This is a genomic window from Mycobacterium sp., assembly GCF_052145595.1.
Classification (GTDB): domain Bacteria; phylum Actinomycetota; class Actinomycetes; order Mycobacteriales; family Mycobacteriaceae; genus Mycobacterium.
The window spans coordinates 70,728-79,042 of record NZ_JBKQOI010000081.1; the positions used below are offsets into that span (position 1 = coordinate 70,728).

At 66.4% G+C, this 8,315-nt stretch carries 13 protein-coding genes; 2 read left to right on the forward strand and 11 right to left on the reverse strand.

Going from position 1 to position 8,315, the window contains the following annotated elements:
* Positions 1-4: 4 nt before the first annotated feature.
* Entirely contained in the window at positions 5-919 is a 915-nt protein-coding gene (locus tag ACLP4W_RS06760) for a class I SAM-dependent methyltransferase (RefSeq protein ID WP_442385352.1), read from the forward strand.
* 7 nt (positions 920-926) lie between these two features.
* On the opposite strand, the gene sppA is transcribed toward ACLP4W_RS06760, so the two are convergent.
* The gene (gene sppA / locus ACLP4W_RS06765; RefSeq protein ID WP_442385354.1) at positions 927-2,726 is read right to left on the reverse strand and encodes a signal peptide peptidase SppA; all 1,800 of its coding nucleotides are present in this window, start codon (positions 2,724-2,726) and stop codon (positions 927-929) included.
* A gap of 39 nt (positions 2,727-2,765) precedes the next feature.
* Here sppA and ACLP4W_RS06770 point away from each other — a divergent pair, with 39 nt between their 5' ends.
* Positions 2,766-3,692: an LLM class flavin-dependent oxidoreductase gene (locus tag ACLP4W_RS06770; RefSeq protein WP_442385356.1), complete on the forward strand. Its 927-nt coding sequence runs from the start codon at positions 2,766-2,768 to the stop codon at positions 3,690-3,692.
* Here ACLP4W_RS06770 and rplO read toward each other — a convergent pair whose 3' ends face one another.
* From rplO to rplN, 10 genes are all read right to left on the reverse strand, one after another.
* Entirely contained in the window at positions 3,693-4,133 is a 441-nt protein-coding gene (rplO, locus tag ACLP4W_RS06775; RefSeq protein ID WP_442385358.1) for a 50S ribosomal protein L15, read from the reverse strand.
* The gene (rpmD, locus tag ACLP4W_RS06780) at positions 4,130-4,330 is read right to left on the reverse strand and encodes a 50S ribosomal protein L30 (protein ID WP_442385360.1); all 201 of its coding nucleotides are present in this window, start codon (positions 4,328-4,330) and stop codon (positions 4,130-4,132) included. Before rpmD ends, rplO begins: the two co-directional genes overlap by 4 nt.
* Entirely contained in the window at positions 4,327-5,013 is a 687-nt protein-coding gene (rpsE, locus tag ACLP4W_RS06785) for a 30S ribosomal protein S5 (protein ID WP_442385362.1), read from the reverse strand. The genes rpmD and rpsE overlap by 4 nt, the downstream gene beginning before the upstream one ends.
* A gap of 22 nt (positions 5,014-5,035) precedes the next feature.
* Entirely contained in the window at positions 5,036-5,404 is a 369-nt protein-coding gene (gene rplR / locus ACLP4W_RS06790) for a 50S ribosomal protein L18 (protein ID WP_442385388.1), read from the reverse strand.
* 41 nt (positions 5,405-5,445) lie between these two features.
* Positions 5,446-5,985, reverse strand: coding sequence for a 50S ribosomal protein L6 (gene rplF / locus ACLP4W_RS06795; RefSeq protein WP_442385364.1), 540 nt, complete (start codon positions 5,983-5,985; stop codon positions 5,446-5,448).
* 12 nt (positions 5,986-5,997) lie between these two features.
* Positions 5,998-6,396, reverse strand: a complete 399-nt coding sequence (gene rpsH / locus ACLP4W_RS06800) for a 30S ribosomal protein S8 (RefSeq protein WP_442385366.1) — start codon at positions 6,394-6,396, stop codon at positions 5,998-6,000.
* A gap of 67 nt (positions 6,397-6,463) precedes the next feature.
* Positions 6,464-6,649 carry a type Z 30S ribosomal protein S14 gene (locus ACLP4W_RS06805; protein ID WP_442385368.1) on the reverse strand — a complete coding sequence of 62 codons (186 nt, stop codon included), beginning with the start codon at positions 6,647-6,649 and terminating at the stop codon, positions 6,464-6,466.
* A 4-nt stretch (positions 6,650-6,653) separates the two neighbouring features.
* A complete protein-coding gene (gene rplE / locus ACLP4W_RS06810; protein WP_442385370.1) occupies positions 6,654-7,217 on the reverse strand; it encodes a 50S ribosomal protein L5 in 564 nt (187 codons plus the stop codon).
* Complete coding sequence (gene rplX / locus ACLP4W_RS06815; protein WP_442385372.1) at positions 7,217-7,534, reverse strand: 50S ribosomal protein L24; 318 nt, start codon at positions 7,532-7,534, stop codon at positions 7,217-7,219. The genes rplE and rplX overlap by 1 nt, the downstream gene beginning before the upstream one ends.
* A complete protein-coding gene (gene rplN / locus ACLP4W_RS06820) occupies positions 7,535-7,903 on the reverse strand; it encodes a 50S ribosomal protein L14 (RefSeq protein ID WP_003403649.1) in 369 nt (122 codons plus the stop codon).
* Positions 7,904-8,315: the final 412 nt, after the last annotated feature.

The window sequence follows — 8,315 nt, forward strand, 5'->3', positions numbered from 1 at the left end:
GGCCATGCCGCGCGCTCACGATGACAACTGGGATCTGGCGTCCAGCGTGGGCGCGACCGCAACCTTTGTCGCGACCGGGCGCGCGATGGCGACGAAGGATCCCCGCGGCCTGATCAACGATCCGTTCGCCGAACCGCTGGTGCGCGCGGTAGGACTGGATTTCTTCACCAAGATGATGGACGGCGACCTCGACCTGGACGCGATCGAGAACGCCTCGCCGGAGCGTGTTCAGGCGCTGATCAACGGAATGGCGTTGCGCACACGGTATTTCGACGATTACTTCGTCGACGCCACCGAAGCCGGGGTGCGGCAGGTAGTGATCCTCGCATCCGGCCTGGACTCACGCGCTTACCGGCTACCGTGGCCGGACGGCACGGTGGTCTATGAGATCGACCAGCCGCAGGTGATCGAGTTCAAGACCACCACCCTGGCCGGCATCGGTGCCGCACCCACCGCAGCCCGTCGCACCGTCGCCATCGATCTGCGGCAAGACTGGCCGGCCGCGCTGAAAGCGGCCGGATTTGACACGACGGCGCCGACCGCGTGGCTGGCCGAGGGTCTGCTGATCTACTTGCCGCCGGAGGCCCAGGACCGGTTGTTCGACAACATCACCGCGCTCAGCGCGTCCGGAAGCACGATCGCCACCGAATTTGTCCCCGGCATCGTGGATTTCGACGCCGACCGGGTGCGGGAGATGACCGGTTCGTTCCGCGACCACGGCGTGGACGTCGACATGGCGTCACTGGTCTATGCCGGCGAACGCAACCACGTCCTCGAGTATCTGGGGACCAAGGGGTGGGACGTCGCGGGCATCACGCGAACGGAACTGTTCAAACACCACGACATTGACGTGCCCGCCCCGGAAAACGACGACCCGCTCGGCGAGATCATCTTCATCAGCGGCAGGCTTGCCGGCTGAGAGCCGGTTAGAGGCGCGACTCCCCCAGCCACAGCACGCTGGCACCGCTCAGCGTCTGCTCGACGTTGTCCAGGATCCCGGCAATCGAGCGGCCGAGCAGCGCGCCCAGCGCATCCGGCAGCGAGGCGGCCGCCGGCTGCGACGAGGCTCGGGGTCGCACCATGTGCAGCAGTGAGGAGGCGGGGTAGCTGACGACGCGGACTTCGGTGTCCTCGTCCAGACCGGCCAGGACCTTGGCCCGGCGCACCGCGGTTCGAAACCCGCCGAGTTCATCGACCAGGCCGCGCTCGAAAGCGTCGGCGCCGGTCCAGACCCGCCCTCGCGCAACGACGTCCACGGCCTCGGTGGTGAGGTTGCGGCCTTCGGCGACCCGTTCCACGAAATCGGCATACAACAGATCCGCCTCCGCCTCTCGATGGGCCTTCTGCTCCGGCGTGAACGGCGCGTCGGCCGACCAGGCATCGGCATTGGCGTTGGTGCGCACCGTGTCCGACCCAACTCCCAGTCGTTCCTTCAGGTCATGCACCACGAGCTTCCCGGTTATCACTCCAATCGAGCCGGTGATCGTACCCGGATTGGCCACAATCGCGTCGGCGCACATTGAGACGTAATAGCCGCCCGACGCGGCAACCGTGCCCATCGACGCCACCACCAGCTTGCCGCGCTCGCGGGCCCTTTTCACCTCGCGCCAGATCGTCTCCGACGCGGTGACCACGCCGCCGGGGCTGTCCACCCGCAGCACGATCGCGGACACCGAATCGTCGGCGGCGGCCTCCCGCAGCGCCGCCGTGATGGTGTCGGCACCGGCGCTGGAAGTGCCGAGCGGCAGGAATTGAGGCCCACCGCGGCCGTTGACGATCGCGCCATCTATGGTGACCACGGCGAACGTCGGCTTGGACCGGCGGCCGGGGACCGAGGGCATGGGTGGCGCCAGCCGCGACCGACCCGAGCCGGCGTAGCGCGCCAGGTAAAGCCGAGGCGGGCCGTCCGAGTCGCCTTCCTCTGGCGAAACATTTTGCACACCAATCAGTTCCGCTATCCGGGCATAGGCTTCGTCGCGGAATCCGATCCGGTCGACCAGACCGGAGGCCACCGCGTCATCGCGCAGTAGTGGGGCCCGGTCGGCCAGCTCATCGAGCACGTCCGAATCGATCTTGCGCGATTCGGCGACCGCCTCCCACACCTGTTCTTGCAGGCTTTCCAGCATCCGGGTGACGGCCTCACGGTGGGCATCGGTGAAGCCGCCCTCGGTGAAAAGGTTTGCCGCCGACTTGTATTCGCCGCGCGCGACGAATTGGGCTTCGATCCCCGCCTTGTCGAGCGCGTCGCGCAGGAACGTGGCGTTGTTCGCGAAGCCGATCAGCCCGACGCTTCCCGAGGGCTGCATCCAGATCTCGCCGAACGCCGAAGCCAGGTAGTACGACAGCGTGCCCGGATAGGTCTCGGCCCAGGCCACAGAAGGCTTGAGAGCACTGAAGGCCGCGATGGCCTCCCGGAGTTCCTGAACCGCCGCCGGTGGCGACGCCGCCAGCTGCACGCGGGCGATCAGCCCAGCGACCCGGGGGTCCTCGGCGGCACGGTGGATCGCGGCGACCGTGTCCCGCAGTGACATCGGCCGGCTACCCCCGGTGATGAATACCAGCGGGTCAAAGCCCGTCGTCTCCGGCGGCACCGTGCGCAGGTCGAGTTCGAGCACGCAGCCGTTGGGTACGCCGTGGTGGCGGGCGGTATCGACGCGCCCGGCCAGCGCACGGATGTCTTGCCCGACATTCAAGATACCGGGGATCGAGGGCAGGAAGGAGAACATTTCGCCCAGCGTACCTACCGCCCGTCGTACGGTGGTCGGGTGAGGTTTTCCATCGCTATTCCCCAGTTGGACTACGACAGCTTCGACGCCCCCGGCCTTCGCTCCTACCTCGCCCGCGCCGAGGAGCTCGGCTTCGAGGGAGGCTGGGTGCTCGAGCAGACCGTCGGCGAGGCGCCGCTGCTGGCACCGTTGGAGCTGCTGGCGTACTGCGCCGCCGGCACCGAGCGACTGCGCCTGGGGGTCGCCGTCCTGGTGACGTCGTTGCATGATCCGCTGCAGTTGGCCTCGGCCGCGACCGCCGTCGACCGGCTCAGCCACGGACGGCTGGACATCGGTGTCGGAACCGGCGGTGGCTCGCGCGGATTCGCCGCCTTCGGCGTGGAGAAGGCCACGTACATCTCGTATTTCACCGAGGGTCTGGAACTGATGAAGGCGGCATGGTCCGACGAACCGAGGGTGACGTTCCACGGCCGGTTTCGCGAAGTCGATGACCTTCCCGTCCGGCCCAAGCCGGTACAGCGACCACACCCGCCGATCTGGTTCGGTGGCCTTGCCCCCAAGGCCCTGGCCAGGGCGGTACGTCACGGCGACTCGTTTTTGGGCGCGGGCTCGTCGACCACCGAAGCGTTCGCCGGAGCCGTCACCGTGGTGCGCCGTGAGCTCGACGAACAGCAGAAAGACCCCGCGCACTTCACGATTGGCAAGCGGGTCTACTTGGCGATCGACGACGACGCGACGAGGGCCCGCGAGCGTGTGCTTGCCGGGCTGCGGCGCATCTACGGCAAAACATTTGGCATCGAGGCGGTTCCGGTGTCGGGCACACCCGACGACGTCGCCCGCGGGCTGCGTGAGGTAATCGGCGCCGGGGCGCAGATGCTACTGCTCAACCCCGTCGGCGCCGACGTCACCGAGAACCGCGAGCAGATGGAACGCCTTGCCGCAGAGGTGATTCCGGAGCTGGGCTGATCAGAGCTCGGTGGCCGAGCCGCCCGCGGCGGTGATCTTCTGGCGTGCGCTGCCGCTGAACTTGTGCGCGGTCAGGTCGACCTTGACGGTCAGCTTGCCGTCGCCGAGGACCTTCACCAAGGAGTTCTTGCGAACCGCGCCCTTGGCCACCAGGTCGTCCACACCGATGGCACCGCCCTGGGGGAACAGCCGGTTGATGTCACCGACGTTCACGATTTCGTATTCGGTGCGGAACCGGTTCCGGAATCCCTTGAGCTTGGGCAGCCGCATGTGAATCGGCATCTGGCCGCCCTCGAAGGTCACCGGGACGTTCTTGCGGGCCTTGGTGCCCTTGGTCCCGCGCCCCGCGCTCTTGCCCTTGGAGCCTTCACCCCGACCGACCCGAGTACGAGCCGTCTTCGAGCCAGGCGCGGGCTTCAGGTCGTGCAGCTTGATTGTCACTTGGTCTTCCCTCCGGTCTCGGCGGGCTCCACCTCGACAAGGTGAGACACCACGGCGATGAGCCCGCGGGTCGCTGGGTTGTCCTCGCGGATCACCGAATGGCGAATCCGCCGCAGGCCCAAGGTGCGCAGGGACTCCCGCTGCTTCCAGCGCGCGCCGATCGTGCCGCGCACCTGGGTGATCTTGAGCTGACTCATGATTGTGCCCCTGAAGACTGGGCCTCTCGTGCTGCCGCCGCACTGGCGAGCGCGTCACTTTCCCGTCGCGCCTTGAGCATCCCGGCCGGGGCGACGTCCTCGATCGGCAGGCCACGGCGAGCGGCCACCTCCTCGGGACGCTGCAGGAGTTTGAGTGCGGCGACGGTGGCGTGCACCACGTTGATCGCGTTGTCGCTGCCCAGCGACTTGGCCAGGATGTCGTGGACCCCGGCGCATTCCAGCACCGCGCGTGCCGCGCCACCGGCGATCACACCGGTACCCGGGCTGGCGGGGCGCAACAGCACCACACCGGCGGCTGCCTCACCCTGCACCGGGTGCGTGATGGTGCCGCCGATCAACGGGACCCGGAAGAAGCCCTTGCGCGCCTCTTCGACCCCCTTGGCGATCGCGGCCGGTACTTCCTTGGCCTTGCCGTAGCCGACGCCGACCATGCCGTTGCCGTCACCCACGATGACCAACGCGGTGAAGCTGAATCGCCGACCACCCTTGACCACCTTGGAGACGCGGTTGATGGCGACGACCCGTTCCAGGTGGTTGCTTTTCTCGCCGTCACGTTCACGGCCGCGGCCACTGTCGCGCCGGCCCCGGCTGTCGCGGTCACCACGCGAGTCACGGCCGTTGCGGTCTGGGGCGCCCAGCCCGCCAGCCGACTGCTCCGCCATTATGCGGTCCTTCCAGTTGTCATCAGAATCTCAATCCGTTCTCGCGTGCGGCATCGGCCAGCGCCGCGATCCGTCCGCCGTAGGTGTATCCGCCACGGTCGAACACCGCACTGTCAACGCCGGCGGCCTTGGCACGCTCCGCGATCAATTGACCCACCCGCACGCTGCGGGTTTTCTTATCACCCTGCAGGCCGCGCACATCGGCCTCGATCGACGACGCGGCGGCCACCGTGGTGCCGTTTTCGTCGTTGACCAGTTGCACATGAATATGCCGCGCGGACCGGTGCACGACCAGCCGCGGACGCTCAGGGGTGCCCGAGATCTTCTTGCGCAGTCGCGCGTGCCTACGCAGCCGAGAGACCCGCCGCGTCGCGGATACGCTCTGCCCCACCGGCTTTTGCGCGGTGGTGTCAGCCTTTGATTGCGCCATGACTACTTACCTGTCTTTCCGACCTTGCGGCGGACCTGCTCGCCCTCATAACGCACGCCCTTGCCCTTGTACGGGTCGGGGCGGCGCAGGCGGCGGATATTCGCCGAGATCTGGCCGACCTTCTGCTTGTCGATCCCAGAGACCGTGAACTTCGTCGGTGACTGGACCGCAAATGTGATGCCTGCGGGGGCCTCGATCACCACGGGGTGGCTGTACCCCAGCGCGAACTCGAGATTGGAGCCCTTGAGCTGCACCCGGTAGCCGACCCCGAAGATCTCCATGCTGGTGGTGTAACCCTGCGTGACACCGGTGACCAGATTGGACACCAGGGTGCGCGACAGCCCGTGCAGCGAGCGGTTGCGCCGCTCGTCGTCGGGACGGGCGACCACAATCGCACCGTCTTCGTTGCGTGCCAACGTAATCGGCTCGGCGACCGTCAAATTCAAGGTGCCCTTGGGTCCCTTCACCGAGACGTTCTGGCCCTCGATCGTTACGTCGACCCCGGCGGGAACCGGAACCGGCTGCTTACCAATGCGCGACATGGTTACCCCCTCTCACCACACGTAAGCGAGGACTTCGCCGCCCACGCCCTGTCTGGCTGCCTGACGGTCGGTCAGTAGGCCCGTCGACGTCGAGATGATCGCCACGCCCAGGCCGCCGAGCACCCGCGGCAGATTGGTGGATTTCGCGTACACCCGCAACCCCGGCTTGGACACCCGCCGCAAACCGGCGATGCTGCGCTCCCGGCTGGGCCCGTACTTGAGCTGGATGACCAGCGCCTTGCCGACCCGAGCGTCTTCGGTCCGGAAGTCGCTGATGTACCCCTCGCTCTTGAGGATCTGGGCGATGTTGGCTTTGATCTTCGAGTGCGGCAAACTCACCTCGTCGTGATAGGCCGAATTGGCGTTGCGCAGACGTGTCAAAAAGTCTGCGATCGGGTCCGTCATCGTCATGACAGCGTCTGTCACCTTCCTCGCGGTGGTTCCCGGCCGGGCCTGCCGCGCAACTGTTCTGGGTTTGTTACCAGCTGCTCTTCTGCACGCCGGGCAGTTCGCCCGCGTGCGCCATCTCGCGCAGGCAGATCCTGCACAGTCCGAACTTGCGGAACACCGCGCGCGGACGTCCGCACCTGGCGCAGCGGGTGTAGCCCCGCACCGCGAACTTCGGCTTGCGCGCGGCCTTGTTAACCAATGCCTTCTTAGCCATCTAGTCAGTTCTCCTTGAACGGAAAGCCGAGGGCCCGCAACAGCGCTCGCCCTTCGTCGTCGGTCGTCGCCGAGGTGACGACGTTGATGTCCATGCCGCGGACCCGGTCGATCTTGTCCACGTCGATCTCGTGGAACACCGATTGCTCGCCCAGTCCGAAGGTGTAGTTGCCGACGCCGTCGAACTGCTTCGGCGAAAGCCCGCGGAAGTCACGGATACGCGGCAGCGCGATCGATGTGAGCCGGTCGAGGAACTCCCACATCCGGTCTCCCCGCAAGGTCACCCGGACGCCGATCGGCATACCCTCGCGCAGCTTGAATTGCGCGATCGACTTGCGGGCCTTGCGGATTTCGGGCCGCTGCCCGGTGATCAGCGCCAGGTCGTTGACCGCGCCGTTGATCAGCTTGGCGTCACGGGCCGCTTCGCCGACACCCATGTTGACGACGACCTTCGTCACGGTCGGGATCTGCATGACGTTGCCGTAGCCGAACTGCTTGTGCAACGCATCCCGGATCTCGTTGCGGTAGCGCTCCTTAAGGCGCGGCTGAACCTTTTCTGCAGTAGTCATCAGATGTCCTCGCCATTGCGCTTGGAAATGCGGACCCGCTTGCCGGTTTCCTCGTCTACCCGGTAGCCGATGCGGGTCGGCTTGCCGTCCGAGTCGACCACCATCACGTTGGAGACGTGGATCGGGGCCTCCTGGGTAACGATTCCGCCCGACCGAGCTCCGCGCTGGTTGGTCGAAACCGCCGTGTGCTTCTTGATCCGGTTGACGCCCTCGACCAGCACCCGGTTACGGTCCGGGTAAGCCTGCAAGACTTTGCCCTTGGCCCCTTTATCTTTGCCAGCGATAACCAGGACGGTGTCGCCCTTGTGGACCTTCATCTACAACACCTCCGGGGCCAGCGAGATGATCTTCATGAATCGCTTCTCGCGCAGTTCGCGGCCGACCGGCCCGAAAATGCGCGTCCCGCGCGGGTCGTTGTCGGGCTTGATGATCACCGCGGCGTTCTCGTCGAACTTGATGTAGCTGCCGTCGGGACGCCGGCGCTCCTTGACCGTGCGCACCACGACGGCCTTGACCACGTCCCCGCGCTTTACGTTGCCGCCGGGAATGGCGTCCTTCACGGTGGCGACGATGACGTCACCGATGCCGGCGTAGCGTCGCGACGAACCACCGAGCACCCGGATGCACAAGATCTCCTTGGCGCCGGTGTTGTCGGCGACCTTCAGCCGCGATTCCTGCTGAATCACTCGATCTCCTGACCTGGTTCACGTGTGCACGGCAGGAGAAAACCCATTCGGTGAACCCCAGAAATCAAGGCCCACCAAAACCTGACGTGCGCGGTCTTTGTCACCGAAGGGCACGCGGGGCCGATAATGCTTGCGCTTACCGGCCGAGGTCTGCCCAAGGCAACCCCTAGAGTCTAGGGGATTACCAGCTCAGAGCCAAATTCCGCAGGCATGGGGAGGACTACCCGCAGGCTGACCGGCTGGTCGCCTGAATATCCCCACCTAGAACGGTGGCGGATCGTCGGTGTGGGGTGGGGCCGGGCCTGTGTAGCTGGCGGGCTCGGCACGTCGGGCCAGGCGTGCGTCGCGGTTGTGTCGGCGTTCGGTGGCGATGCGATGGGCCCGGTCTTGGGCGCGGGTGGTGCGCCGTCGG

Excerpts from the sequence above, each read along its gene's own strand:
- ACLP4W_RS06760 (WP_442385352.1), top strand. The coding sequence starts at position 5 with ATGCCGCGCGCTCACGATGACAACTGGGATCTGGCGTCCAGCGTGGGC.
- rpmD (WP_442385360.1), bottom strand. The coding sequence starts at position 4,330 with ATGAGTCAGCTCAAGATCACCCAGGTGCGCGGCACGATCGGCGCGCGC.
- rplE (WP_442385370.1), bottom strand. The coding sequence starts at position 7,217 with ATGACTACTGCAGAAAAGGTTCAGCCGCGCCTTAAGGAGCGCTACCGC.
- rpsE (WP_442385362.1), bottom strand. The coding sequence starts at position 5,013 with ATGGCGGAGCAGTCGGCTGGCGGGCTGGGCGCCCCAGACCGCAACGGC.
- ACLP4W_RS06805 (WP_442385368.1), bottom strand. The coding sequence starts at position 6,649 with ATGGCTAAGAAGGCATTGGTTAACAAGGCCGCGCGCAAGCCGAAGTTC.
- rpsH (WP_442385366.1), bottom strand. The coding sequence starts at position 6,396 with ATGACGATGACGGACCCGATCGCAGACTTTTTGACACGTCTGCGCAAC.
- rplF (WP_442385364.1), bottom strand. The coding sequence starts at position 5,985 with ATGTCGCGCATTGGTAAGCAGCCGGTTCCGGTTCCCGCCGGGGTCGAC.
- rplX (WP_442385372.1), bottom strand. The coding sequence starts at position 7,534 with ATGAAGGTCCACAAGGGCGACACCGTCCTGGTTATCGCTGGCAAAGAT.
- sppA (WP_442385354.1), bottom strand. The coding sequence starts at position 2,726 with ATGTTCTCCTTCCTGCCCTCGATCCCCGGTATCTTGAATGTCGGGCAA.